This is a genomic window from Gallibacterium anatis DSM 16844 = F 149, from assembly GCF_000379785.1.
GTDB lineage: Bacteria > Pseudomonadota > Gammaproteobacteria > Enterobacterales > Pasteurellaceae > Gallibacterium > Gallibacterium anatis.
The window spans coordinates 1-26,576 of the sequence record NZ_KB903692.1; the positions used below are offsets into that span (position 1 = coordinate 1).

Below are 26,576 nucleotides of genomic sequence, written 5' to 3' on the forward strand. Positions count from 1 at the left end.
TTATCTGAAAGGAAAAGCAAGAGAAAAGCGACAAAGTAAAAAAACAAACCCACTTTTATCAAATGATTTTGGAAAGGAGGGTTTGTCAGCGGTCTGAAATACCGGCATTAAGCCGGTATTTTTAATCAGATTATTAGGGTTTCAAGCGATTACATCATACCGCCCATTCCACCCATACCGCCCATTCCGGCAGCACCTAAATCTGCTTTTTCATCTTTTGGCAATTCAGTGACCATACATTCGGTAGTGATCATTAAACCGGCGATAGATGAAGCAAATTGCAATGCAGAACGAGTAACTTTAGTTGGGTCAAGGATACCCATTTCCAACATATCACCGTACACTTCCGCACCGGCGTTATAACCGAAGTTACCTTCACCGGATTTCACTTTGCTTGCAACAACAGAAGCTTCTTCACCGGCATTAGTAACGATTTGACGAAGTGGTGCTTCCATTGCACGTAAAGCAAGTTTAATACCTACATTTTGATCTTCGTTTTCGCCTGCTAATTTGCCTGCAACTTTACTTGCTGCACGAATCAATGCAACACCGCCCCCTGGGACGATACCTTCTTCAACAGCAGCACGAGTGGCGTGCAATGCATCTTCAACACGCGCTTTTTTCTCTTTCATTTCTACTTCTGTTGCAGCACCGACTTTAATCACTGCCACACCGCCGGCTAATTTAGCCACACGTTCTTGGAGTTTTTCTTTATCATAATCAGAAGTAGATTCTTCAATTTGTTGACGAATTTGTGCTACACGACCTTGAATTTGTGCTTCATCACCAACACCGTCAATGATAGTAGTATTGTCTTTAGAAATCACAACACGTTTGGCTTGACCAAGATCTTCTAAGGTTGCTTTTTCTAATTCCATACCGATTTCTTCAGAAATAACTGTACCAGCAGTTAAGATTGCAATATCTTGTAACATTGCTTTACGACGATCACCAAATCCCGGTGCTTTTACTGCTGCTACTTTCACAATGCCGCGCATAGTGTTCACTACCAATGTTGCCAAAGCTTCACCTTCAACATCTTCTGCAACGATTAACAATGGTTTACCTGCTTTCGCTACTGCTTCAAGTACCGGCAACAATTCACGGATATTAGAGATTTTTTTATCCACTAATAAAACATATGGATTGTCGAATTCAACGGTTGCGGTTTCCGGTTTATTGATGAAATATGGAGAAAGGTAACCACGGTCGAACTGCATACCTTCCACAACAGCAAGTTCGTCTTCCAAACCTGTACCGTCTTCAACAGTAATAACCCCTTCTTTGCCCACTTTTTCCATTGCTTGAGCAATAATTTGACCAACAACACTGTCAGAGTTTGCTGAAATGGTACCGACTTGTTCAATTTCTTTTGAAGTTTCACAAGGTTTAGAAAGATTTTTTAATTCTGCGACCACTTCCGCAACGGCTTTATCAATACCGCGTTTCAAATCCATTGGGTTCATTCCGGCAGCAACTGCTTTCAAACCTTCATTTACGATAGCTTGTGCAAGCACTGTTGCTGTAGTGGTACCGTCACCGGCTGCATCATTGGCTTTAGAAGCAACTTCTTTCACCATCTGTGCACCCATATTTTCAAATTTATCTTCCAATTCAATTTCACGTGCAACAGAAACACCGTCTTTAGTAATGGTAGGCGCACCGAATGATTTATCTAATACTACGTTACGTCCTTTAGGTCCTAAAGTTACTTTTACCGCATCCGCTAACACGTTAACGCCGTTAAGCATTTTTACTCGTGCGTCATTACCGAATTTTACATCTTTTGCTGCCATTTTATCTTCCTTCTTCCTTTATCTTATTATTCTACAATTGCCAAAATATCGCTTTCAGAAATGATTAACACTTCTTCGCCATCAATTTTTTCTGATTTCACGCCATAGCCATCATTAAAGATAACTACATCGCCGACTTTTACGTCAAGCGGTTGTACTTGACCGTTTTCCAAAATACGACCTTTACCCACAGCCAACACTTTACCACGAGTGGATTTTTGAGCTGCTGAACCGGTTAAAACGATACCGCCGGCAGATTTAGTTTCTACTTCTTCACGTTTTAAAATTACACGATCGTGTAATGGACGAATATTCATAAAAGTACTCCTATACATTTTTAGCTAAAATTGGTTTTGGGCATCATACCTGTATACCCGTTTCGTTGAACGTTTGTAGAAATGGGGATCACAAAAACGCTTTCAAGGGGAAGATTAAAAAATTTTTCTCCGACTTAAACCTATAAAAAAAACTAATGAATTAAATAAAAATAACTCCTATTTGCTGATTTAAATTTTATGATCCACATCACAAAATTCCATAAAAACAACTCCTATAATACGCTACAAACAGATTTGACACAGATTGATAAAAAATAGATTTTCTCTTTATTTATCAATTTGATTTTTATTACAAAATAATTAATTTGAGGTGTTTTATGAGCGAATTCCGTAAAGAAGTTGACTTACTTGGCGAAAGAGATATTCCTGCCGATGTATATTGGGGAATTCATACCCTTCGGGCAATCGAAAATTTCAATATTTCCAATAACACAATTTCCGATGTGCCTGAATTTGTTCGCGGAATGGTAATGGTAAAAAAAGCCACCGCAATGACTAACGGAGAACTCGGTGCAATTCCGCAAAATATTGCCGATGCTATTGTTGCCGCTTGCGATGAAATTTTAACCACCGGTAAATGTATGGATCAATTCCCATCTGATATTTATCAAGGCGGTGCGGGCACTTCCGTTAATATGAATACCAACGAAGTGGTTGCCAATATTGCGCTTGAAATTCTTGGTCATAAAAAAGGTGAATATCAATTCTTAGATCCGATGGATCACGTTAATGCCAGCCAATCAACCAACGATACTTATCCAACCGGCTTCCGTATTGCAGTTTATAACAGTATTTTAAAATTAGTCGACAAACTTCAATATCTACACGACGGTTTCCAAAATAAAGCAAATGAATTTGCCAATATTTTAAAAATGGGTCGTACACAGTTGCAAGATGCTGTTCCAATGACTGTCGGTCAAGAATTCAAGGCTTTTGCCGTATTAATTGATGAAGAGATCAAAAATCTATTAAAAACTGCTGCTCTATTATTAGAAGTTAACCTTGGTGCAACCGCTATCGGTACCGCACTCAATACACCGAAAGGTTATACCGATTTAGTCGTACAAAATTTAGCAAAAGTAACCGGTTTGCCTTGCACTAAAGCAGAAAACTTAATCGAAGCCACCTCTGACTGCGGTGCTTATGTTATGGTTCACGGTGCGTTAAAACGTACTGCGGTTAAAATTTCTAAAGTATGTAACGACTTGCGTTTGCTCTCTTCCGGCCCTCGTGCAGGCTTAAATGAAATTAATTTACCTGAATTACAAGCAGGCTCTTCCATTATGCCGGCGAAAGTTAATCCGGTTGTGCCTGAAGTAGTTAATCAAGTTTGCTTCAAAGTAATGGGTAACGATATTACTGTCACTATGGCCGCTGAAGCCGGTCAATTACAACTTAACGTAATGGAACCTGTTATCGGTCAAGCGATGTTTGAATCTATCAGTATTCTTACCAATGCTTGCGTTAACTTGAGAGATAAATGTATTGACGGCATTACCGTAAATAAAGAAATTTGTGAAAATTATGTCTTTAATTCAATCGGTATCGTGACTTACCTCAATCCATTTATCGGACACCATAACGGTGATAAAGTCGGTAAAATCTGTGCGAAAACCGGCAAAGGCGTAAAAGAAGTGGTGTTGGAACTAGGTTTACTTACTGAAGAACAATTAAATGATATTCTTTCTGTTGAAAACTTAATGAATCCAACTTACAAAGCAAAATTGAACAAGTAATTTTTCTCAATCAACCCCAACTAAGAGTCCGCCTAAAAACGGGCTCTTTTATTTGGTTTCCGGTTGCAATTTCATTTTCACTGCTTAGAATGACCCTTTTATAAAAATATTATCTATTCATTAAATCAAATCGAGAAAGTTATGCCGCAAATCGCAGAAAATCCATTTGTCCTTGTTGACGGTTCATCTTATTTATATCGTGCCTATCACGCCAATTTTCGTTTAGGATTATCCAATTCCGCCGGAGAACCGACCGGCGCAATGTATGGCGTATTAAATATGTTGAAAAGCCTCTTAAAAGAGGTTAATCCGACACATATCGCAGTGGTATTTGATGCAAAAGGGAAAACTTTCCGTGATGAAATGTTTGAACAATACAAATCACACCGTCCACCGATGCCGGAAGATTTACGCCAGCAAATCCAACCACTTCATCAAATGATTGAAGCGTTGGGATTGCCTTTGTTGATTGTTGAAGGCGTTGAAGCGGATGATGTTATCGGCACCTTAGCCAAACAGGCTTCCGCAGCAGGGCGTGAAGTGTTAATCAGTACCGGCGACAAAGATATGGCGCAGTTGGTTGATGATAAAATTATGCTCATCAATACCATGACCAATACGTTATTGGATCGCGAAGGCGTAATTGAAAAATATGAAGTGCCACCGGAATTGATCATCGATTTATTGGCATTAATGGGCGACAGTTCGGATAATATTCCGGGCGTGCCTAGTGTCGGGAATAAAACTGCCGTAGCCTTGTTACAAGGACTTGGCGGTATTGCCGATATCTATTCGCAATTAGACAAAGTTGCCGATTTACCGATTCGCGGTGCAAAAAAATTGGCAGATAAACTCCTTGCCGGCAAAGAAGATGCCGATCTTTCCTATAAATTGGCGACCATTAAAACCGATGTGCCGTTAGACGTAACCTTTGAACAGCTGACATTACAACCGGAAAACCGCGATCAATTAATCGAATATTATGCACGTTACGAATTTAAACGCTGGTTAAACGAACTGTTAAATGAAAACACGGTGAGCACTGCACAGAATAGCAGCACGATGGTCAAAGCCACACCAAGCCGTGAAATTCAATCAAGTGCAATTAAAGTTGATCGTAGTCGCTATCAAACCATTTTAACGGAAGAACAGTTACAACAATGGCGTGAAAAATTAAGTAATGCCTCTCTATTTGCCATCGATACAGAAACCAATAGTTTGAATTATATGCAAGCAAAATTGGTCGGTTTATCTTTTGCGTTAGAGAATGGTGAAGCTGCCTATTTGCCGCTACAACATCATTATCTCGATTGTCCGCAACAACTTAGCTGGAAAACCGTGTTGGCGGAGTTAAAAACTGTGCTGGAAGATCCGAACATCAAAAAAGTCGGTCAAAATTTAAAATATGATTTAACCATTCTTGCCAGACACGGCGTTGAATTGCAAGGTGTTGTGTATGACACAATGTTGGAGTCTTATACATTAGACAGCACCGGTCGCCATAATATGGATGATTTGGCGAAACGTTTTTTACATCACGATACCATCCATTTTGAAGATTTGGCAGGTAAAGGCAAAGGTCAACTTACCTTTGATCAAATTGAAATCGATAAAGCTGCCGAATATGCAGCAGAAGATGCGGATGTTACCTTTAAACTGCATCAAGTTTTATGGCCACAACTGAATCAAACCCCAAGTTTAGTGAAACTCTTTACTGAAGTGGAACTGCCGCTTTCGCAAGTATTAGCCAGAATGGAGCGTAACGGCGTTTTGATCGACAGTGATCTACTTTATCAGCAATCACAGGAAATCAATGCCAGACTTATCCAATTGGAGCAGCAGGCTCACCAACTTGCCGGACAAGCATTTAATTTGGCTTCAACTAAACAGCTACAGGAAATTCTGTTTGGTAAACTGGGCTTGCCGGTGTTAAAGAAAACCCCTAAAGGTGCGCCTTCAACCAATGAAGAGGTGTTGGAAGAACTGGCTTATGAACACGAGTTACCAAAATTATTGGTTGAACATCGTGGTTTCAGTAAATTGAAATCGACTTATACCGATAAACTGCCGCAAATGATCGAGCCGAATACCGGTCGTGTGCATACCTCTTATCACCAAGCAGTGACGATTACCGGGCGCTTATCATCATCTGATCCGAATTTACAAAATATTCCGACTCGGAGCGAAGAAGGCAGAAAAATCCGTCAGGCGTTTATCGCGCCGCAAGGCTTTAAAGTAGTTGCGGCGGACTACTCACAAATTGAGTTGCGCATTATGGCACATCTTTCCGCTGATGCCGGTTTGGCTTATGCCTTTTCGCACGGTTTGGATGTACACCGTTCGACCGCTGCTGAAGTGTTTGATGTGCCATTGGAGCAAGTCACTTCACAACAACGTTATCGTGCCAAAGCGATCAATTTCGGTTTAATTTATGGAATGAGTGCGTTCGGTTTGGCTCGCCAATTACAAATTCCTCGTAATGAAGCGCAAACTTACATTGATCGTTATTTCCATCGTTATCCCGGCGTTAAACAGTTTATGAATGACATCCAAGAGAAAGCAAAACAGCAGGGTTACGTTGAAACATTATTAGGGCGCAGACTTTATTTACCTGAATTAAAATCAAGCAATGGGATGCGACGTAAAGCAGCGGAACGTGTCGCGATCAATGCGCCGATGCAGGGTACTGCCGCCGATATTATCAAAAAAGCGATGATCGATATTGATCGCTTTATTGCCGATAAAAACGATATTCGAATGATTATGCAGGTACACGATGAATTGGTCTTTGAAGTCAAAGAGGATAAAGTCGAATACTATGAAAAAATTATCAAGGATATGATGGAAAATGCCGTTAAATTAAGTGTTCCGCTTATTGTTGAAGTTAACTTTGGTGATAATTGGGATCAAGCTCACTAATCTCTTGATTTAAAAACAAAAAATTCAGGTTTCTTTTGAAACCTGAATTTATTTTCACCTTTAGAAAAACACTTAAAGAAGATATTCCGCCGCTTTCACAACAATTTTCACGGCATTCTCTTCGGTCGCTTTCATTGTCGCCTCATTAGGAATTTCTTGCTGTGTACGGTTAACAATTGCACCGGCAACCATACCGGCGCGCAACCCTAACGCCGAACACATTGTAAACAGTGTTGCCGATTCCATTTCAAAATTCATCACATTGAGCTCTTGCCACTGCTTCAAAGAGCCGGCAAACTTACGCCAAACTTTACCGCTGTAAGTGTCATAACGCTCCTGCCCCGGATAGAAAGTATCCGATGAAGCCGTAATGCCGACATAAGTTTTGTTCGGATTTAATTCTTGCGCTGCACGATAAAGTGCGGTGGTACATTCAAAATTCGCCACTGCCGGATACGCTAACGGCGCAAAGTGTTGGCTTGCACCATCCAAACGTACCGCACCGGTGGTGATCAACACATCACCGACATTAATATGCGGTTGAATCGCTCCCGTTGTGCCGATACGCAAAAAGGTACGTACCCCAAGCTGCGCCAACTCTTCAACGGCAATGGATACCGATGGGCCGCCAATACCGGTGGAACAGACAACCACCGCTTTACCGTGCAAATAGCCGAGCCACGAAGTAAATTCACGTGTAGATACTAAAAATTTAGGATTATCCAACAGCTTAGCAATAACAGGAACTCTTTCCGGCGCACCCGGCACAATGGCTAGGGTAGCTCCATCCAAATCTGTTTTCTTTAAGCCCAAATGAAACACATCAGACATACAGCCTCCTTATTTTATTTTTGTATGTTATGGTTTTATATCTCGGAGAATAGGATTTTGCATTGAGATCAAGGTTTCAGTCGATTGGATCTCATCAATCAGTTGAATTTTCGTTGCCAACACGTGATGCAACTCTTCAATAGTATGTGTCATCACCTTGATAAATATAGAATAATTTCCGGTTGTGTAATAGGCCTCTACCACTTCATCAAAATCTTTCAGTTTTGCGATCACTTTTTCATAATCTTTCGCACTTTTCAGGATAATGCCGATAAAACAACAAACATCATAGCCTAAACGTCTTTCATTGATTTTAACTTTTGTGCCTTCAATAATACCGGACTGGCGCATTTTTTCGACTCGAACGTGAATCGTTCCCGGACTAACGCCGAAATTTTTCGCCATTTCCGCATACGGAGTGCGAGCGTCTTGCGTTAACACACGTAAAATCTGCTGATCCAAATGATCAATATTGGTAACTGGTTGCATATTCAGCCTTATAAGTAATGAAATGATTAGATAATATATAATTTATCAATATAAAAAATAAATTTCTTCTAATGGTAAGAGAGTTGCTGATTTGTTTCAAGACAAAATCCATTTTCTTGCCATTCTTCCAACAAAAATGTGAAGCAGATCAAAATTTCAAGCTAAATCAAAGAGATTTAACTGTCTAACCCGCTGTGGCAAATCCCCACTTAATCCGGTTGCTTGCTGAATAAATTGCTGCTTAATCGGCGAGAATTGATTGGTTAATGATAAGCCCACGCCTCGTATCAATTTTTTTAATGGCTGCTCACCGGCAAAAAGATCCTTAAAGCCTTGCATTGCCGCCAACATTTTTAATGCTTCCGCCTTACGCCAACGCTCATAATGGCGCAAATGACGATAACTGCCGATATCTTTATCTTGAGCTAAATGTTTATCTACCTCTTCTGCCAATGCCAACGCATCCATAAACCCTAAATTCACGCCTAAACCGGCAAGAGGATGGATTGTGTGCGCAGCATCACCAACCAAAGCAATACGCTGTGCGGCGAATTGTCGAGCAAAACGCGCCGTAAGCGGATAGACGCTACGTTGTGTGACCAACTTACATAAACCCAATCTGTTATCAAACGCCGTAGTTAAATAGCGATTAAACTGTTGCGGATCACAACTCGCCATCGCCTCTGCTTGCGCCGGATCCTGCGACCAAACAATCGAACTTAAATGAGGCTGATGTAACGGCAAAAAGGCTAAAATGGCATCAGGAGAGAAAATTTGGCGGCAAATTTGTTGATGCGGTTCCTCCGTTTCCACATTACACACTAAAGCCGAATGTTGATAATCACGGAAAACCAGCGGAATATTCGCCTGTTGTCGCAACCACGAATTCGCACCGTCTGCACCAACCACCAATTTTGCGACTAAAATTTCACCATTTTCTAAGCCTAAAATCGCATTGTCCTGATTGACACCCAACGACACCGGTCTGCTCACAATCACTTCAGCATTTTCTTGAGCGACAACCGCTTGATATAATGCCTGGCGAATCAGTTGATTTTCCACAATATGCCCAAGATGTTCAACACCAAGCTGCTCGGTATTAAGCTCAATGCGTCCGAAACTGTCTTTTTCCCACACTTGCATTTCTGCATAGGCAGTTGCTCGCCACGCTTTTAACTGCTGCCAAACATCGAATTGTCGCAACATCGCTTCGGAAGAAAGATTTAATGCACTCACTCGATAACCGATATTCGATAAATCAAATACCGTATTATTCGCTTCAATCACAGCTATCGAACAAGCACTCTGTTTTAAAGCTTGTGCGAATGCCAACCCAACCATTCCGCCACCAATGACGACAATATCGAACGTTTTCATTAAATTATTCCCAAAGTAGGTTGTACAAAACGATTTCGCAATAAAGCGCAGCTGCTTAAACCAATTAAGCCTAAATTGCGCAAAATTTGTAACGGTAACAATGAATTACTAAAAATTTGCACTAAATTATCTGTTAAGCCAATAATGTGCTGTTGATCGGCAAGGCGCTGCTGCTGATACTGTTGCAACATTGCTGCCGAACCGATCTCATCTGCTTCCGCCACAATTTTCGCTAATGCAAAAACATCACGAATTCCTAAATTAAAGCCTTGCCCTGCCACAGGGTGCAGTGTTTGTGCTGCATTTCCGACTAACGCAATACGATCTCCGACAAAAGATGTCGCCCGTTTTAACATTAATGGATAGGCATAACGGCGACTAACAGACTGAAACGCACCTAAACGCCAACCGAACTGCTGTTGTAAATGCGATATGAATTGTTCATCATTCATATTAAGTAGCTGTTCCGGCACTTTCGTACAAAACACTAATGACATCATTTTGTCCGCTAACGGCAATAATGCAATTGGCCCTTGTGTAGTAAAGCGTTCAAAAGCCCGCCCGTTATGTGAGCTGGAAATTCTCACATTGGCAATAATCGCTGTTTGCTGGTAATTATGCACCGTTTCGGTGGCAATCTTTGCCAATTCAGCAATTTTTGAATCACTGCCATCCGCCGCCACAAGCAATTTTGCACTTAGTTGTTGTCCACTTTGTAATAATACGGAAATCTGTTGTTTTGATGTTTGCAACTCAACAATGCTATCCGGACAAATAAAATCAATATTCGGTCGAGCCTTTAACGCTTGGCTAAACATTAACCCCATTTCGCTTAATGGAACAACCGCGCCGACTTGCGACAAATGCAACTCTTGAGCATTAATTTCGACAATGCCTGAATGGTGCTGTTCAGAAATATGCACCTGTTTAATCGGTTCGGCAAATGCCTGCATTTTGTCCCATAATGAATAGTGTTCAGAAAAAGGAATTTGGGCTAACTTACGACAAGTTCCATCAGACAAAGCAACACAACGTGTATCAAATCCCACTCCTTGTTGTTCTTGCTGCAACCGTTTTTCAACCACAGCAATTTTCAATCGCTGCGATGAAAAATGGGATAACGCCAAGGCAAGCGTTAAACCATTCATTGCACCGCCACCAATGATCAAGTCGTAGTGTTGTTGCATAATTAATCCTTGTTAGCTGCCATTAAGGCTTCGATTTCATCTATCTCTTTCGGCACTGCTGCGGTCAACACCTTGTTGCCATAATCGGTAATCAGTAGATCATCCTCAATACGAACGCCAATGCCTCGATAAGCTGGTGGAATATCTTCTGCATTAGGAATATACAACCCCGGTTCAACCGTCACAACCATTCCGGGCGCCAATGTTCTGCTACGATTTTCACCATATTCTCCGACATCGTGAACATCCAATCCGAGCCAATGTCCCAAACCGTGCATATAAAAGCGTAAATAGGCTTTATCTGCGATTAACTGCTCTACCTCACCGGATAAAATGCCTAATTTAACCAAGCCTGCAACCTTAATTTTCAACACTTCATCATTCGCTTGCTTGATGGAGCTGCCATTAACCAACAATTCTATCGCTCGTTTTTGTGCGTCAAGCACAATTTGATAAACCTCTCGCTGTGCTTGACTGAATTTGCCGTTCACCGGGAAAGTTCTGCTAATATCGCCGGCATACATAGCAAATTCACAACCGGCATCAATTAACACTAAATCACCGTCCTGCATTAAGCGATCATTTTCTGTATAGTGCAAAATACAGGCATTATCACCGCTTGCAACAATCGATCCGAAAGATTCAGATCTCGCACCGAAACGGTTAAATTCGTGCAACAATTCGCTTGCCAATTCATATTCAAACCGCTGCGGACGAGCCTGTTTCATTGCTCGCATATGTGCCAATGCTGAAATTTGCCCTGCTTGCTGCATTAAACGAATTTCGTTTTCTGACTTAAATAAACGCATTTCATCTAAAATTGGACGCCAGCAAATTTGTGTCAATGGCACGCGCAATCCCTGACGCTGTTTAGCACGCATTAAAGACAATGTCTGACGCACAACTTCATCACCCCAAGCCTGAACTTCTTGCGCATAATAGAGTGTTTGTGTGCCGTTTAATAACAGCGGTAGTTGTTGTTGCAAATCTTCAATCGAAAAAGCAGCATCCAAATTCAGCTCTGTTGTAGCCCTCTCTACACCCAAACGGCGTCCGTTCCAAGTTTCCATTAATGGATCGGACGGACGCAAAAACAGCATAGCGTGCTGTTCGTTATTGCTCTTTTTCAACAATAACACTGAATCCGGTTCGTTAAATCCGGTTAAATACCAAAAGTAACTGTCTTGACGAAACGGATAGGTAGTATCCGCATTCCGCTTACACTCCAAACTCGAAAACAGAATAAGTGCGCTGTTATCCGACATTTGTTCCAACACGCGTTGACGACGTTGCTGAAACTCCGCTTTCGGCATCTCTGCCATATAACTTAAATCCATAAAATTGTTCCTTAATGCACAGTTCGGTGCATTGTTGCCTGAGCCTGACCAAAATGGGAATAAAACAACATTGCAATCGTTCTTAAATACTCAACAATCTCTTCGAAAGCCTGTTCCAACCCCTCTTCATCATCACCGTCTTCATAACCTAGCTGACAAATATCACGTAAATCCGATATTGCCTCAACAATATCCGCTTGTTTTTCTTGCTGTAAATTTGGTTGAGCTAAACCTAAGCCGAGCAAAAAGTGATTACTCCATTCGCTGAGTGCATTAATATTTTGGAAAACGTCACCTGACTCGCCTAAATCAAGATCAAACTCAAATTCTGTAATATCCGCTAAATTTTTATGTAGTGTTTGATAAAGTTCGGTGATTTTTGTTAATAATTGGATGGGATACGCGTGATCGTCATTAGTGAATTTATAAAGCAATGTTTTCCAACTTTCATCTTTAATGCCACCGCAGATAAATCCGCTTAAAAGACCGTGTAATTCTACGCCATTTAGGGCAATGCCCGCCTGTTTTAATTCATTGCTCAATTGTTGAGCTGTTATTGCAACCATTCTATGTTCCATCTAATTGTAAATGTTGTCATTCTATCACCAACCGCAATATCCACCAATAATCTATGACGAAACTTATTTGCTATGGCATAATACCGCTATTTCTATAATTTTATTATTTATCTAAGAGGTCTTTTATGTCTAAAAATATTGATTTGTATATTTTTGGTCAAAATCTGCGTTTAAGCTGCCCGGAAGATCAACAACAGGCATTAAGAGAAGCAGCAGAGGTTTTGGAAAAAAAGGTTTCTGAATTAAAAAATCGCGCCGGAATTATTCAATTGGATAAAGCACTCACTATTGTTGGTTTAAATTTATGCTATGAATTATTAACCCAGCAACAGCAAAATTCTGAACGAGAATATTTAATCAACAATAAAATTGAACAAATAGAACATTCTTTAAGCACTATTTTATCTAATATGCCTACCAGAAAATAAAATCTGATTTAAAACAAGAAATTCTAATCTCTGACTAGGCAAATTAAGAAATTTAAGGTACTATTATTCACAACCTGGGGTGTTCGACAATGGGTTACGTCCCTGAGCCGATACTGATATTTTTTAGAGTTGGTTACCTACAGTCGGTGAGCAAGCTTGTTATCAAGAAGCCTAATGATTGTAAGACTGACTCCCTTGAACCGTAGGGTTCAAGGACCGATCACCCACACCGGCACCTCGGGTCTTTAATGAATCAGAAATAAACAATGACCATTCAATCTTCCTTTGATTTCTCTTCCAGCAAATTTCACCAACGGCAACAGTTAAGGCAATTTATTCGTCAGCAACGCGCGGCGTTAACGTTACAACAACAAAAATTTGCCGAACAAAAAATTGCACAAATTGCGGTAGATTTTTTAACGCCTTTAAACGTCAAAAATATTGCAGTTTATTTATCTTTTGATGGTGAAATTTCAACAAATCAGTTAATTGAAACATTATGGCGGCAAGGCTACCATCTCTATTTGCCGGTTTTACATCCTTTTAGTGAAGGAAATCTCTTATTTCTTGCTTACACCCCAACCACTAAACTTATCAAAAATAAATTTAATATTCTTGAACCGAAATTGGATGTTAGACAGGTTCTACCGGCTGAACAGTTAGATATTATTTTTACCCCTTTAGTCGCTTTTGATCTGAAAAAAAATCGTCTTGGAATGGGGGGTGGTTTCTATGACAGAACGTTGGAAAATTGGCAAAATAAACCTTTTCTACCGGTAGGGTTAGCCCATCGTTGTCAACAAGTTGAACATATTCCTACCGAAGATTGGGATATACCTTTATTTGAAATTCTAGCCGTTTAATTCATTTTTTAATTTTCTATCCAAATAAAAAAGCCATACAAGCGACAAACTTGTATGGCTCTCTGATTTTTCCAATTATCTATTCAGCTTTTGCTTGTGTCGGCTCCACAGTCGCGTGATCAATCGCAGTATGATAACCTGCTGCACCACGGCCTCTAAAGCTATAACGTGAACCTTTCCATTCAACAATATTTAATACCATCGGCGGCAATTCATCAGACTGCGCCAATGTCATCTCTGCCTCAATATGATTTACTGCCGAAAAGGTTCCTAAACGCCCATCAAAGCGATAATCAGACAGATAAGGCTGTTCTGCTTTCTTCTCTTCTGATTTCTCCGCTGAAACAGTAAGCGATTGCGCCGTTACGCTGTGTTGAGCAGCTGCCTGTTCAGCTTGCATCGCTTGATTAATGCTACTGTTCGGTTTGGATTTTGCCTCCTTACCGTTCGCCTCCATTGTCAACACGGCTTCTAGCGGACGAGGATTGCTTTCTCTACTCTCTACCGCTGAAGTCACTGGCACCAACGTGTCGTTTTTATGTTGTTTTTGCTGCTCAAGCATTTCATCAACAGAAACAAAGTTATTATTTTTCTCTTTTTCTACACGGTTCACAAACGGCAAACAGATTTTTCCACTTGCCAATTCCGGAGAAGCAACCGCCATAAACAACGGCATTGGAGAAACAGTTTCCTGATAATGGCGACGTCTGCGACTATTCATACGTAAATGACGCGGTAAACGACGGGAGCGATTATTTTCACGATGACTGTTTTCACTCTCTTCCGCACTCTCTGTCTGAGCCTTGTCAACGGCTGCTTCGCTCTTCTCTTCCGGAAGCGGAGATTGCGGTTTTTGATGATCATCTTGTTGTCGTTTATTTTCCTCTTGTACGACCGTTGTGGTGGCAATCTTTTCCTCGACAACCGCAGTGAAATTGGCTGTTTCCACTTTTTCAACAGAAACTTGAGAAACAGCTACAGTTTCAACCGTTTTTTCAACGTTGCTTTCTTCTGCTCTATTGGAATTAGGTTGCGAATTACTTTCAGATAAGCGAACTTTCTTACGTAAATCACGGCGTTGGCGACGTGACGCAATCTGCTGTTCTTTACTGTTTTCCTTGGTTTCATCTGCTTTCTTCGCTACCGAAACAGAGTCTGGCGCATCATCCACCGCTTTGCGATTAGCACGTTTTGTCCGCTTAAGCTCTTCCTTGTTTGAAGTATTAGAAGCATCTTTGGTACGACGCTCTTCATTACGTCTATCTTTCTGACGATTGTTCTCTTTATCGTTTCGACGAGGACGTTTATTACCATTACGATTTCGATTCTGTTTCTCTTTTTCTTCTTGCGTATTATCAGCAAAAAACGCTTTCAGTTTTTTCAAAATACGTGCCAATAAGGACTCTTGAACTTCTTCCTTTTTCACTAATGGCGCCGGCTCGGAAATAGTAATTTCCACCGCTGCCACTTCTGGGGTCGGATTCGTAGTGGTACTATTGGAAAGATCAATGGCGCGATTAACTAATGACTCTTCACCATCAGCATCTTCTTGAATGTCGTGAAGTTTCGCCAAGTTATAACTTAAAGTGTGGTTATCTTCCCCATCACGCAAGCGGAACACAGAGAAATGCGGAGTTTCCATCTGTTCGTGCGGCACCACCACAATTTGCACATTATGACGTTTTTCAATATCGGTAATTGCTTTCCGTTTTTCATTTAATAGGTAGGTTGCAATTTTAACCGGCACAATGGTATGAACTTGTTTGGTATGTTCTTTTAATGCCTCTTCTTCCAACAAACGCAAAATAGAGAGCGACAATGATTCATTATCACGCACTTTTCCGGTGCCTTGACAACGAGGACAAATATGATGCGTTGATTCATTAAGTGAAGGGCTTAAACGTTGGCGCGACATTTCGAGCAAACCGAAACGAGAAATGCGGCTGATTTGGATTCTGGCACGATCTTGGCGCACCGCTTCACGCATTCTGTTTTCCACCTCACGTTGATGGCGAGCCGGAGTCATATCAATAAAGTCAATAACAATCAATCCACCCAAGTCACGCAAACGTAATTGGCGAGCAATTTCATCCGCCGCTTCCAAGTTGGTATTCAAGGCAGTTTCTTCAATATCACCGCCACGTGTTGAACGAGCGGAGTTAATATCAATCGCCGTTAAGGCTTCTGTTACATCAATCACAATTGAACCGCCGGAAGGCAATTGCACTTCTCGTTGGAACGCTGATTCAATTTGAGATTCAATCTGAAAATGACTGAATAACGGCACTTCGCCCTGATAAAGTTTGACACGATTGATAAAATCAGGGCGAACCAATTTAATATGTTCTTTGACTTTATCGAAAACCTTACGGCTATCAATTAAAATTTCGCCAATATCACGACGCAAATAATCTCGAATCGCACGCACAATGACATCGCTTTCCTGATGGATCAAGAATGGTGCAGGACGAGATTCCGAAGCCTGTTTAATGGCTTCCCAATGATGAAGCAGCACGTGCAAATCCCATTGCAACTCTTCCGGAGAACGCCCTACTCCGGCAGTCCGGACGATAAGCCCGACACCGTCCGGCACTTCTAAAGAGCTAAGTGCTTCTTTAAGCTCTAAACGTTCATCACCCTCAATACGGCGCGAAATACCGCCGGCTCGCGGATTATTCGGCATAATCACCAAATAACTACCCGCCAAAGACACAAAAGTCGTTAAAGCTGCGCCTTTATTGCCGCGCTCTTCTTTGCTGACTTGAACAATAACTTCTTGCCCTTCTTGCAAAATATCACGGATATTCGGTCTGCCTTGATAGACATAACCTTCCGGAAAATATTCACGAGCAATTTCTTTGAGTGGGAGGAAACCGTGTCTTTCTGCGCCATAATCCACAAATGCCGCTTCTAAACTAGGTTCAACACGTGTAATTTTCCCCTTATAGATATTGGCTTTCTTTTGTTCGTGCCCAGGGGATTCAATATCCAGGTCAAACAGTCGCTGACCATCAACTAAAGCGACACGCAACTCTTCTTTTTGCGTGGCGTTAATTAACATTCTTTTCATCGTTATTTCTCTATTCTTGTTATAGCTTTCTCAATACGATGTTATACCAACACTTTATTCTGTCGTTGCAGGTTATGCCAATCTCTCGACTCTCATTATGTGCATAGAATATCAGCCGGCACTATTGGTCTATATCGCTCACCGGCTGACTTCTGTTGAATTTATTGGAATGTGTTCTGTATAACATCAACAATATTGGTGTCTTACGCCTATCGCAGCACCAAAAAATCTGTTTTATTCGACAAATCTTTGCAAATACAACTACAAAAATTCAGCAGTATCCGATTCACAAAAATGCGTTCTATTATTTCATTTTCTCTGACTTTTGGAAAGCTAAAGATAGCGCATTTAGCTGTCGCTCGGCAGAATATTTTTCGCAACTTAAAAGTCTTAATGATATGATACGCACAAATTTTAAGGTTAGAGTGCTTATGAATAAATCTGAAGACAAAGTGATTAATGCTGCCGTCCAGCTGCTTACCATCGAGCCGGATGAAGAGCTACAACGCATTGATAATTATCTGCTTACCAAGTTAAAAGGCGTGCCGAAAAGTTTAATTTACCGCATTATTCGCAAAGGTGAAGTGCGCGTCAATAAAGGCAGAATTAAACCTGAATATAAATTACAGGTCGGCGATGTTGTCCGTATTCCACCGGTACGCATCAGTGAAAAAAGTAATACTGCACCACTTTCAACCAAATTAAATAAAGTTAATGCGTTGGAACAACAGATTTTATTTGAAGATGATCAACTATTAATTATCAATAAACCTTCCGGCATTGCGGTGCACGGCGGTAGCGGTTTAAGTTTCGGCGTTATTGAAGCATTACGTGCTTTACGCCCACAAGCGAAATTTTTAGAATTGGTACACCGTTTAGATCGCGATACCTCCGGCATTTTATTAGTCGCGAAAAAACGTTCCGCCTTGCGGAATCTACATCAACAACTTCGTGAAAAAACGATACAAAAAGATTATTTGGCATTAGTGCGCGGTGAATGGCAGTCCCATTGCAAAGTGGTCAAAGCCCCTTTATTAAAAAATGAATTATCCAGTGGTGAGCGCATCGTAAAAGTGAGTGATCAAGGAAAACCTTCGGAAACCAGATTTAAGGTGGAAGAACGTTTTAAGATTGCCACCTTAGTGAAAGCATCACCGGTAACCGGCAGAACCCATCAAATTCGCGTTCATACGCAATATGCCGGACATCCTATTGCTTTCGACAGTAAATATGGCAGTAAAGAGTTTGATCAACTGCTAGCACCGCTCGGATTGCAACGGCTTTTTCTACACGCCGCAAGTATTCGTTTTACCCATCCGAAAAGCGGTGAACAGATGGTTATCTCTGCACCGCTGGATCAACAGTGCAAACAGCTGTTAGCAAAGCTGCGCAATTAATGTTCCGCTTGGGGCATTATTCTAAAGGCAATAATTCCCCATTCTGCAACTGAAATTTACTCCCTTCCTGCCAATAAGGTTGCTGCAACTGTTCAGGCGTAATCGCGGTAATAATCACCTGCGATTGGCTTTCTTTTAAACGTTGCGCCAATAAGGCTCGTTTATTCGGATCAAGCTCTGAAGCAAAGTCATCAATTAAAAAAATACAGTGCCGTTGCTGCTGCCGCATTAAATGCTCCCCTTGTGCCAATCGCAACGCACACATCAATAACTTTAATTGTCCTCTTGAAAGAATATCTTCTGCCGGCATTCCGTTTGCTCTGAATTTAAAATCCGCACGTTGTGGACCGGACATCGTATAGCCGACACTTTTATCTCGTTGAAAATTTTCAATTAAAATATCAGCATAGTCACTCTCTTTATTCCAACCTTGATAAAAGTGAACTTCGATCTCCACCTCCGGTAAAAATAAGCGGCAAGTCTGCGTAATTTCTGTTTTCAGTTCATCCGCATAACGTTGTCGCCATTCACTAATTTGTTGTGCTAATTGGCACAATTGCTGATCCCAAATTTTTAGCAAGGCATAATCATCCACTTGCTGCAATGCTGCATTACGTTGCTTTAATAAACGATTCATTGCCGACCAATGATGATGAAACTGCGGTTCAAGATGGAATAACCCCCAATCAAGAAAAGCGCGGCGATAACTTGGACCACCATTAATCAAGGTTAGCCCTTCCGGAGTAATAAGCTGCATCGGTAATAAATGCGCAAGATCAGAAATTTTATGACCATCCTTGCCATTGATTCGAATCGTATTTTCACCTTGTCGTGTTTTCTGCAATCCTAATGCCCACGACTGTTGCTGCTCTTCCACTTTAGCAAATAGCGTGAATTCAGCTTGTTCATATTGAATAATACGATTCACCACTGAGCTTTTAAAAGAACGCCCGTGTCCAAGAAAATAGATCGCTTCCAACAGGCTGGTTTTACCGCTGCCGTTATGCCCAATTAAAAAATTAAAGCCTGAATTTAAGGCTAAATTCACGGCTTTAATATTTCTAAAATGTTGAATATTGAGTTGAGATAAAGCCATAACTATAAACGCATCGGCATAATCACATATTCGGCATTACTCTGTTCACAATCTTCTATTAAGCAGCTTGAAGTGGCATCCGTTAAACGCATTCTCACCGACTGACATTTCAATGCATTTAATACATCCAAAATGTAGCTGACATTAAAGCCGACTTCCATCGATTCGCCTTGATAACTCACATCAATCACTTCTTCCGCCTCTTCCTGATCCGGATTCTGCGCCAAAATTTTTAACTGATTGGCTTCAATAATTAAACGCACACCGCGGAAACGTTCATTAGACAAAATGGCGGCTCGAATACACGCCTGTTTTAATGAATTCCAATCCACTTCCAAAATGCGATCCGCATTCTTCGGCAACACTCGACGATAATCAGGGAAGCGTCCATCAATCAACTTCGAGGTAAAAATCACATTATTAAGATGCACTTGAATATTGCTTTGTCCCATTCGGATATAAGCATTTTCACTATTGCTATCAAGTAAACGCATTAACTCGATAACCCCTTTGCGCGGCACAATAATGGCATAATCCGGAACATTCTGTTGCAACTGAATACCGCAAACCGCCAAGCGATGCCCGTCAGTTGCCACTGTTCTTAATACATTATTTTCAGTTTCAAACTTCATTCCATTTAAAAAATAACGTGCATCCTGATTTGCCATTGAAAATTGGGTGGCTTCCATCACACGGCGCAACACCGATTGTTCAATATTTAATTCAACATCAACATCCAGCTGTGTTAAATTCGGATAACTTTCCGCCGGCAATGTAGCTAAATTAAATTTACTGCGCTCCGCTGTAACTAAAACACGATCATTTTCATAATTGACGGTAATTTGAGCATCTTCATTCAATGAACGGCAAATATCCAAAAATTTACGCGCCGGAATGGTAAAGGTGCCGTTTTCACTGGATGACTCCAGTTGCACAAAAGTGGAAAGCTCAACCTCAAGATCCGAACCGGTTAAGGTTAAGCGATCACCATCAATCTGCACTAAAATATTATTTAACACAGGTAAAGATGGACGATTATTCAACACTCCACACACCTGTTGTAAAGGTTTTAATAAATTCTCTCTTGCGACAATAAATTGCATAAAGCCCACCTTTAAGTTGATAACGTTCTAATAAGATTTGAATAATCTTCACTGATATTATTGTCTGAATCACGTAATTCAGCAATTTTCCGACAAGCGTGCAACACAGTAGTATGATCACGATCGCCGAAAGCTCGACCGATTTCAGGCAAACTATGATTGGTTAACTCTTTTGACAATGCCATTGCCATTTGGCGTGGACGCACCACCGAACGCGCTTTACTTTTTGATTTTAAATCAGCGACTTTGATGCGATAACGTTCCGCCACCACACGTTGAATATTATCTAATGTGACGGAACGATCGTGCACTGCCAACATATCTTTTAATGTTTCGCGCACAAAATCAATCGTGATCGGCTGACCGGTAAAATTCGCATTGGCACTGACACGATTTAAAGCACCTTCCAATTCGCGCACATTAGTACGCAATTTCTGACCGATAAAAAAAGCCACTTCTTCAGGTAAAACAATATTGCTCTCTTCCGCCTTTTTCAACAAAATCGCCACTCTTGTTTCCAATTCCGGTGGTTCGATGGCAACACTTAACCCCCAATTAAAGCGAGATTTTAAACGCTCTTCTATTTTATCAATCTCTTTAGGATAACGATCGGAGGTCAAAATGATCTGTCGTCCGCCTTCAAACAGACTGTTGAAAGTATGGAAAAACTCTTCCTGTGATCCCTCTTTACCGGCGAAAAATTGAATATCATCAATCAATAACGCATCTAAAGAACGATAGAACTTCTTAAATTTTTCAATCGTTTCTGTTTTTAATGCTTTGACTAACTCTTGTACAAAACGTTCGGAATGAATGTAAACCACTCTGGCATTCGGCTTATTTTTCAAAATACCGTTACCGATCGCGTGTAATAAGTGCGTTTTACCTAAGCCCGTTCCTCCATAAAGGAATAGCGGATTATAGCCTTCGTCACCGATCTTTTCTGCAACTTTTTGTGCAACTACTCTGGCTAACTGATTGGATTTACCTTGCACAAAATTATGAAATTCATATTTAGGATTGAGGTTAGTTTTAAATTTATGCGCTGTTTGTGCTTGTTCCGCATTTGCTTCGGTAACGGCAACAGACGCATTTTCTTCCACTTGAATCGCTTCTCTAACCGGACGTGTTCCTTCACGGACACGCACAATAAATTGCGGATTTTCCGTCAAAAAACGAACAATTTCCTCTATTTGAGATAAATATTTATCCTGAACCCAGTCGCGAACGAATCGGTTCGGTGCATACAGAACCATAGTAGTATCTGAAATATCCGCTTGAAGCGGACGTAACCAAGTACTGAAATCTATCTCGGAAGTCTTATCTTGCAATTGTAATAGGCAACTTTGCCATAAAGAAGAAAATCTATGCTGTTCCATAGGTCTGGTCTATTGATTATTGGCTTTCTATCTGAACTCATTTAAAATCGAGGTGTATCATACAATAAACTCCAGTTAAGATCTTCACTAAAGATCAATTTTTAGTGGTATTTCTGATGTCATTCAGACCTATGATATAGCATTGCCGATAGAAGCGAACGAAAAACCGCTTTTTTACCGTTTAATATTTGACGAATGGCAAAATTATGATTAGAATTGCGTCCTCTTTTTATTGTAACTTTTTGTTTTAATGAAATGGTGCTGTTCAGCTTCACGCTAACAGTTTCACATTTTGGATATTAAAACTTTATTTATTAGGTAGATAAGAAAATGAAACGTACTTTCCAACCTTCTGTATTAAAACGTAGCCGCACCCACGGTTTCCGTGCTCGTATGGCAACTAAAAAAGGTCGCCAAGTTTTAGCTCGTCGTCGCGCTAAAGGTCGTGCGCGTTTAAGTGCATAATCTGATTATCGAGTGTCTAAGCTAGGTTTTTCACGGGAGTTACGTTTGTTAACTCCCTCTCAATTTAATTTTGTTTTCCAACAACCTTTCAGAGCTTCTTTGCCTGAAATTTCCATTATCGCTCGTCCCAATACTTTACAGCATCCTCGATTAGGTTTAACTGTTGCCAAAAAATATGTAAAACGTGCCAATCAACGCAATCGTATTAAACGAATTTGTCGTGAAAGTTTCCGTTTACAACAACATTTATTACCCGATTATGATTTCATTATCATTGCAAGAAAAGGCATTGGTGATATAGATAATGCGTTGTTATTCAAAATGTTAGATAAATTATGGCAACGACATCTACGCTTTTCAAAAAAATCTTCATCGGCATAATCCGCTTTTATCAGCTTGCAATCAGCCCATTGATTGGTCCGCGTTGTCGCTTCACCCCGACTTGTTCTCAGTATGGGATTGAAGCAATTCAAACACACGGAGTGATAAAAGGGGGTTGGCTTACACTGAAGCGTATATTAAAATGTCATCCTTTTGGTTCATCAGGCTATGATCCTGTACCGCCACATATTGATAATCATAAACCACAGAGAAAAAAATAATGGATTCAAGACGTAGTTTACTCGTAATTGCTTTGCTCTTTATCTCATTTTTGATTTACCAACAATGGGAAATAGACAACAATCCTCAACCGGCGCAGACTGCAACCCAAACTCAAGTTGATAAGAGTGAAGTGCCGACCACGGTCAGTACAGCAGCCAACACCACCATTGATAACAATCAACAGCAAGGTAAAATCATCACCTTACAAAGTGATGTCTTGCGTTTAAAAATTGATACCTTAGGCGGTGATATTGTCGAAGCCCAATTATTAAAATATGGTGCTGAATTACATTCAGAAACTCCTTTCGCTTTGCTAAAAAATACACCTCAACAAGTTTATATTGCTCAAAGCGGATTAATTGGTGCTAACGGTAGCGATACTGTTGCCGGACGTGCCGATTATCAAGTAGAAGGTGATAATTTCACCTTAGCTGAAGGTCAGAATGAACTGAGCGTTCCATTTACATTCAGCAAAGATGGCGTTACCTACCGCAAAATTTTCACATTAAGCCGTAACAGTTATGATGTCAAAGTGAACTACGAAGTTACCAATAACAGTGGTGCAACTATTCAAGTTCAACCATATGCCCAGCTTAAACATACCTTAGTGGAAAGTTCCGGAAATATCGCAATGCCGACTTATACCGGTGGCGCATACTCTTCATCCGAAACCAATTACAAAAAATACTCTTTTGAAGATATGCAAAAAGAGAATCTCGCAATTAAAACCAAACAAGGTTGGGCAGCGATTCTGCAACACTATTTTGTTTCAGCTTGGATCCCAAATCAGGATGCCGATAATCAGTTATACACCTCAACACAAGGTGATTTCGCTTATATCGGTTTTCGTGGTCCAGTTGCTTCTATTGCCAATGGCGCGACTGACACAATCAGCAGCCAACTTTGGGTCGGTCCGAAATTGCAAAATGAGATGGAAACCGTTGCCCCTCACTTGGATTTAACCGTTGATTATGGTTGGGCTTGGTTTATTGCAAAACCATTGTTCTGGTTATTGCAGTTTATTCAAAGCCTTGTTCACAACTGGGGCTTGGCAATTATAGGTGTTACTATTGTTGTAAAAGCCATTCTTTATCCGCTTACTAAAGCTCAATATACTTCAATGGCGAAAATGCGTATGTTACAACCAAAAATTCAGGAAATGCGTGAACGTTTCGGTGATGATCGTCAACGTATGAGCCAAGAAATGATGAAACTTTATAAAGAAGAAAAAGTAAATCCTCTTGGTGGCTGTTTGCCGATTTTGTTGCAAATGCCAATCTTCATCGCATTATATTGGACATTCTTAGAAGCGGTTGAATTGCGTCACGCACCGTTCTTCGGCTGGATTCAAGACTTATCGGCACAAGATCCATATTATATTCTGCCGTTATTGATGGGGGCATCAATGTTCTTATTGCAAAAAATGTCGCCAACTCCGGTTGCCGATCCAATGCAACAAAAAGTGATGATGTTTATGCCGGTGATGTTTACCTTCTTCTTCTTATGGTTCCCATCAGGCTTAGTACTTTACTGGTTGGTATCAAACCTCATTACTATTGTGCAACAACAACTTATTTATCGAGGATTGGAAAAGAAAGGATTGCATTCTCGCCATAAATAAATTTACGAAATAATAGCAAGGCATCTTTATTAAGATGCCTTAAATTTATATAGAAACAAGAGAAAAATATGATAGAAAAAGAAACGATTGTCGCGCAAGCAACACCTCCCGGTCGAGGTGGCGTAGGCATTTTGCGTGTTTCCGGCCCGCTTTCTGAACAAGTTGCTAAAGAGGTTTTAGGAAAAACATTAAAACCTCGCTTTGCTAACTATCTGCCTTTTAAAGACATTGATGGTTCAGTGTTGGATCAAGGCATTGCCCTCTTTTTCAAAGCACCTAACTCCTTTACCGGAGAGGATGTTTTGGAATTGCAAGGACACGGTGGACAGGTTATTTTGGATCTGCTCTTAAAACGTATTCTACAGATTAAAGGCATTCGTCTAGCCAGACCGGGAGAGTTTTCAGAACAGGCGTTTTTAAACGACAAAATTGATTTAGCGCAGGCAGAAGCAATCGCTGATTTGATTGATGCCAGTTCAGAACAGGCAGCCCGTTCAGCGTTAAAATCTCTGCAAGGCGAATTTTCCACCAAAGTCCATCAATTAGTGGATGAATTGATCTATTTACGTACCTATGTTGAAGCGGCGATTGACTTTCCGGATGAAGAAATTGATTTTCTTGCTGATGGCAAAATCGAAGCGCATTTAAATCAAATTATAGCCAAAGTAGCAGAAGTCCAATCTCAAGCGAAACAAGGTTCTTTACTTAGAGAAGGAATGAAAGTGGTGATTGCCGGTCGTCCGAATGCCGGTAAATCAAGCCTATTGAATGCATTGTCCGGTCGTGATGCCGCCATTGTTACTGATGTTGCCGGCACAACTCGTGACGTATTGCGGGAACATATTCACTTGGATGGAATGCCGTTGCATATTATTGATACCGCCGGTTTGCGTACCGCTACGGATGAAGTGGAACGTATCGGTATCGAACGGGCTTGGCAAGAAATTGATCAAGCCGATCGTGTATTATTTATGCTCGACAGCACGACAACAGATGAAACACTGCCGGAAAAAATTTGGCCGGAATTTATGTCCAGATTGCCGCCATCAATCCCTGTTACGATTATTCGTAATAAAGCCGATATTAGCAGCGAAACAGAAGGCATTCGCACTGAAAACGGTTATACCACCATTACCCTTTCCGCCAAAACGCAGCAAGGTATTCAATTATTGAAAGCGCATCTCAAAGAGAGTATCGGCTATCAAACCGTTACCGAAGGAGGCTTTTTAGCTCGTCGTCGCCATTTGGAAGCATTAGAGCAAGCAGCGCAACATTTGCAGCAAGGGCATATCCAATTAACTCAATTCTATGCCGGTGAACTGTTGGCTGAAGAATTGAAAATGGCACAGAACGCACTCAGCGAGATCACGGGACAATTCACTTCTGATGATTTACTTGGTAATATTTTCAGCTCTTTCTGTATCGGCAAATAAAAAATGCGTGCTCAGCACGCATTTCAGACCGCTGACAAACCCACCTTTCCAAAATCATTTGATAAAAGTGGGTTTGTTTTTTTACTTTGTTGCTTTTCTCTTGCTTTTCCTTTCAGATAACGGTGCCAGCGGTCATTTTCGCTGATTGTTTTACCCATGCCTCAAACAAGTAAAATTGACGCCATAAATAAGACAAAATAGCCCATACCACCAGGGCGATTTTCTTGATATTTTGTGCTATAGCCGCCAGGAAGCATTGCATTTGCACTTTGGATAATCCTCTATAACGAGCATAGCGATGTCCGTGATGTTGTTTGGCATCCGCAAAGCTGCGCTCTACGGTTTCCGCTCGGCGTTGGTAAAGTTTTCTGCCCTGCCTCGATACTCTCACTGCATTGGCATTGTCCACGGCATCTTGGTAGAGATGCCTGGTGATGAGGCGTTCGGCTTTTTGGTTTTGGGTACATTGTGAGCGTAGTGGGCAAGTTTGGCAGTAGGTCGGGTTGGATTTATAAGTGTGATAACCTTCT

General features: G+C 40.9%; 23 protein-coding genes and 1 other RNA gene. 11 read left to right on the forward strand and 13 right to left on the reverse strand.

The annotated features are described in order from the left end of the window. Positions 1-149: 149 nt before the first annotated feature. The gene (gene groL, locus A3EO_RS0105380; RefSeq protein WP_018346316.1) at positions 150-1,796 is read right to left on the reverse strand and encodes a chaperonin GroEL; all 1,647 of its coding nucleotides are present in this window, start codon (positions 1,794-1,796) and stop codon (positions 150-152) included. Positions 1,797-1,822: 26 nt separating this feature from the next. After that, positions 1,823-2,113 (reverse strand): co-chaperone GroES, encoded by a 291-nt coding sequence (locus A3EO_RS0105385; RefSeq protein WP_013745645.1) that lies wholly within the window; start codon positions 2,111-2,113, stop codon positions 1,823-1,825. Positions 2,114-2,451: 338 nt separating this feature from the next. Between A3EO_RS0105385 and aspA the strand changes: the two genes are divergently transcribed. Beyond that, entirely contained in the window at positions 2,452-3,870 is a 1,419-nt protein-coding gene (aspA, locus tag A3EO_RS0105390) for an aspartate ammonia-lyase (RefSeq protein ID WP_013745646.1), read from the forward strand. 141 nt (positions 3,871-4,011) lie between these two features. After that, positions 4,012-6,789, forward strand: coding sequence for a DNA polymerase I (gene polA / locus A3EO_RS0105395; protein WP_018346317.1), 2,778 nt, complete (start codon positions 4,012-4,014; stop codon positions 6,787-6,789). 72 nt (positions 6,790-6,861) lie between these two features. Here polA and udp read toward each other — a convergent pair whose 3' ends face one another. The 6 genes from udp to A3EO_RS0105425 form a co-directional block, all read right to left on the reverse strand. Then, positions 6,862-7,620 (reverse strand): uridine phosphorylase, encoded by a 759-nt coding sequence (gene udp / locus A3EO_RS0105400; protein WP_013745648.1) that lies wholly within the window; start codon positions 7,618-7,620, stop codon positions 6,862-6,864. 27 nt (positions 7,621-7,647) lie between these two features. After that, on the reverse strand, positions 7,648-8,109 hold the full coding sequence (gene asnC / locus A3EO_RS0105405) for a transcriptional regulator AsnC (RefSeq protein ID WP_013745649.1): 462 nt from the start codon (positions 8,107-8,109) through the stop codon (positions 7,648-7,650). Positions 8,110-8,265: 156 nt separating this feature from the next. Continuing rightward, the gene (locus A3EO_RS0105410; protein WP_018346318.1) at positions 8,266-9,486 is read right to left on the reverse strand and encodes an FAD-dependent 2-octaprenylphenol hydroxylase; all 1,221 of its coding nucleotides are present in this window, start codon (positions 9,484-9,486) and stop codon (positions 8,266-8,268) included. Then, positions 9,486-10,673, reverse strand: coding sequence for a 2-octaprenyl-6-methoxyphenyl hydroxylase (gene ubiH / locus A3EO_RS0105415; protein WP_018346319.1), 1,188 nt, complete (start codon positions 10,671-10,673; stop codon positions 9,486-9,488). Before ubiH ends, A3EO_RS0105410 begins: the two co-directional genes overlap by 1 nt. 2 nt (positions 10,674-10,675) lie before the next feature. Beyond that, positions 10,676-12,010, reverse strand: a complete 1,335-nt coding sequence (gene pepP / locus A3EO_RS0105420) for a Xaa-Pro aminopeptidase (protein WP_018346320.1) — start codon at positions 12,008-12,010, stop codon at positions 10,676-10,678. An 11-nt stretch (positions 12,011-12,021) separates the two neighbouring features. Further along, complete coding sequence (locus A3EO_RS0105425; protein ID WP_013745653.1) at positions 12,022-12,576, reverse strand: UPF0149 family protein; 555 nt, start codon at positions 12,574-12,576, stop codon at positions 12,022-12,024. Between the two features lie 137 nt (positions 12,577-12,713). Between A3EO_RS0105425 and A3EO_RS0105430 the strand changes: the two genes are divergently transcribed. The 3 genes from A3EO_RS0105430 to A3EO_RS0105435 all read left to right on the forward strand — a co-directional run bounded on the left by A3EO_RS0105430 (position 12,714) and on the right by A3EO_RS0105435 (position 13,879). After that, positions 12,714-13,016 (forward strand): cell division protein ZapA, encoded by a 303-nt coding sequence (locus tag A3EO_RS0105430; protein ID WP_018346321.1) that lies wholly within the window; start codon positions 12,714-12,716, stop codon positions 13,014-13,016. Positions 13,017-13,084: 68 nt separating this feature from the next. After that, a non-coding RNA gene (ssrS, locus tag A3EO_RS13115) (6S RNA) lies at positions 13,085-13,264 on the forward strand. Positions 13,265-13,282: 18 nt separating this feature from the next. Next, entirely contained in the window at positions 13,283-13,879 is a 597-nt protein-coding gene (locus A3EO_RS0105435) for a 5-formyltetrahydrofolate cyclo-ligase (RefSeq protein WP_018346322.1), read from the forward strand. 79 nt (positions 13,880-13,958) lie between these two features. Here the strand turns inward: A3EO_RS0105435 and rne are convergent, their stop codons facing one another. After that, on the reverse strand, positions 13,959-16,949 hold the full coding sequence (gene rne / locus A3EO_RS0105440) for a ribonuclease E (RefSeq protein WP_018346323.1): 2,991 nt from the start codon (positions 16,947-16,949) through the stop codon (positions 13,959-13,961). A 431-nt stretch (positions 16,950-17,380) separates the two neighbouring features. On the opposite strand from rne, the gene rluC reads away from it, so the two are divergent. Next, on the forward strand, positions 17,381-18,346 hold the full coding sequence (rluC, locus tag A3EO_RS0105445; RefSeq protein ID WP_018346324.1) for a 23S rRNA pseudouridine(955/2504/2580) synthase RluC: 966 nt from the start codon (positions 17,381-17,383) through the stop codon (positions 18,344-18,346). Between the two features lie 16 nt (positions 18,347-18,362). Here the strand turns inward: rluC and recF are convergent, their stop codons facing one another. The 3 genes from recF to dnaA are packed head-to-tail and all read right to left on the reverse strand — an operon-like array spanning position 18,363 to position 21,924. Beyond that, on the reverse strand, positions 18,363-19,442 hold the full coding sequence (recF, locus tag A3EO_RS0105450; protein ID WP_018346325.1) for a DNA replication/repair protein RecF: 1,080 nt from the start codon (positions 19,440-19,442) through the stop codon (positions 18,363-18,365). Positions 19,443-19,444: 2 nt separating this feature from the next. Next, a complete protein-coding gene (gene dnaN, locus A3EO_RS0105455) occupies positions 19,445-20,545 on the reverse strand; it encodes a DNA polymerase III subunit beta (protein ID WP_018346326.1) in 1,101 nt (366 codons plus the stop codon). An 11-nt stretch (positions 20,546-20,556) separates the two neighbouring features. Continuing rightward, positions 20,557-21,924 (reverse strand): chromosomal replication initiator protein DnaA, encoded by a 1,368-nt coding sequence (gene dnaA, locus A3EO_RS0105460; protein ID WP_018346327.1) that lies wholly within the window; start codon positions 21,922-21,924, stop codon positions 20,557-20,559. Between the two features lie 330 nt (positions 21,925-22,254). Between dnaA and rpmH the strand changes: the two genes are divergently transcribed. The 5 genes from rpmH to mnmE all read left to right on the forward strand — a co-directional run bounded on the left by rpmH (position 22,255) and on the right by mnmE (position 26,046). Next, positions 22,255-22,389 carry a 50S ribosomal protein L34 gene (rpmH, locus tag A3EO_RS0105465; protein ID WP_013745661.1) on the forward strand — a complete coding sequence of 45 codons (135 nt, stop codon included), beginning with the start codon at positions 22,255-22,257 and terminating at the stop codon, positions 22,387-22,389. Between the two features lie 12 nt (positions 22,390-22,401). Continuing rightward, a complete protein-coding gene (rnpA, locus tag A3EO_RS0105470) occupies positions 22,402-22,770 on the forward strand; it encodes a ribonuclease P protein component (RefSeq protein WP_080558794.1) in 369 nt (122 codons plus the stop codon). Continuing rightward, positions 22,725-22,991, forward strand: coding sequence for a membrane protein insertion efficiency factor YidD (yidD, locus tag A3EO_RS13120; protein WP_018346328.1), 267 nt, complete (start codon positions 22,725-22,727; stop codon positions 22,989-22,991). The genes rnpA and yidD overlap by 46 nt, the downstream gene beginning before the upstream one ends. Beyond that, a complete protein-coding gene (gene yidC, locus A3EO_RS0105475) occupies positions 22,991-24,613 on the forward strand; it encodes a membrane protein insertase YidC (protein ID WP_018346329.1) in 1,623 nt (540 codons plus the stop codon). Before yidD ends, yidC begins: the two co-directional genes overlap by 1 nt. Before the next feature lie 71 nt (positions 24,614-24,684). Next, entirely contained in the window at positions 24,685-26,046 is a 1,362-nt protein-coding gene (gene mnmE, locus A3EO_RS0105480) for a tRNA uridine-5-carboxymethylaminomethyl(34) synthesis GTPase MnmE (RefSeq protein WP_172459780.1), read from the forward strand. A 112-nt stretch (positions 26,047-26,158) separates the two neighbouring features. On the opposite strand, the gene A3EO_RS12700 is transcribed toward mnmE, so the two are convergent. After that, positions 26,159-26,576: transposase (locus A3EO_RS12700; protein ID WP_018346331.1), on the reverse strand; the 418-nt coding region annotated here is incomplete at its 5' end.